This window comes from Endozoicomonas sp. SESOKO4 (assembly GCF_024606275.1).
The window spans coordinates 1-1,367 of sequence record NZ_JAHHPS010000542.1 but is presented as its reverse complement, the minus strand read 5'-3'; the positions used below and the strand labels follow the sequence as shown (position 1 = coordinate 1,367).

Sequence of the window (1,367 nt, the reverse complement as noted above, 5' to 3'; positions counted from 1 at the left end):
GGGTTCCTGCTTCATTAACTTCCATGGCACAATGTTGACTAAAAATCATACTGTTGAGAGGTGCAGGGAGAGTCAGCATATTTCCCAAACTGGCCTTTTCAAAAAGGAAACTTAAACCTGCCTGACTTAAAGCTTTGTTCAAATCCGTTTCCGAATCGACTTTAAACGGTGGAAGTTCGAGAGAGATGGTTGAACTGGATGGATCGGCTTCTTCGGAGTCTAATGATGAAAATAATGCTGTTATTATTTCTGGCGTTACCTCTTGAGGCATTATTCCTTCCGGGGGTAACACCAATATCATTTCATGCGCTCCATGGTAGAAAACGGTTACTGCTTGCCAATCATTTTGACTAGCGTATTGGGAAGATCTGATTTCTCCACTCAAAAATTTATCTAAAATCACTCTTTGATTATTGGGTAAAGTAAATTCACCTTTACTTCGGGTTCTGAAAGGCTTATCCCAAAGTCCCATGAAGTAAACAGAATTTATGAGTGCTACGAGATGAGATGAGCCCCAGTCGCGGGCGTTGCAGAAAAATGGAATCATACCACGGGTTAACTCGCAAAATAGTTTGTTGAGCTCCCGGGCGAGTTGTTCCAAAGATGCATGGTTGGAAAAGTTGACATTATCACGAATCTCGACGTTTATCTGCCTGAGCCTATCACGATAAGTCTCCTGAAGCTGAGATTCGTGGGATACGAGTATGCAATTTGCAACACAGTATTGGTCCTGTCCACAAAATGTTGCGCTTGATGCTGCGGCACCGTATTGCTCAGAAAAACTTTTACCCAGACAGTTTTGAAGCAATTGCTGAGTTTCGCCGGTAGCTCCCATGAGTATCAGTGCCAGTGATTGAAAAAGGCCATCAGGGGAGATAACCAAATTTGTAGTCATTCCTTCTGCTACATTGCTAAAAAGATTTATGGCAAGCTGTAGAGATCTCTGGGATTCATCAGATTGTACACCAGGATTTGAATCAGGGTTGACCGGTGTTGCCCATTGGGTAGATGTGTTGTTAAGTTGAAGATACTCATTTCCAATTGGACATATCGGGCAAGATGAAAAATCTTCAAGTCTGTAAATAGACCCGCAGTCACAGCTTTGAATCCCTCGCCAGCTTTCATCCCCTTCCGGACCAGCATATAAATAAGGGTTGACTGACGTTGCCGATTGGGAAGGAGTTGTGTCATGTTGAAGGTGATCATTCAGAAGGAAGCAGCGCGGGCAGAAAGTGTAGGTTTCATGATCATAATCGAAGTTGCACTTTTCACAGGTTACAGCCAGAATTGGCGAGGGTAGAAACAGGAAATAGAACAGAGAGGCAATAACCAGAAAGAACCTGTACTGCCAGACTGAGTCTGAAGAT

General features: G+C 43.3%; 1 protein-coding gene. It reads right to left on the bottom strand.

Annotated elements, in window-relative coordinates; all coding sequences use genetic code 11:
- Window positions 1-1,367, bottom strand: a 1,367-nt coding sequence (locus KDK16_RS10485) for a serpin family protein (RefSeq protein WP_257276032.1), incomplete at both ends; no start/stop codon positions are given.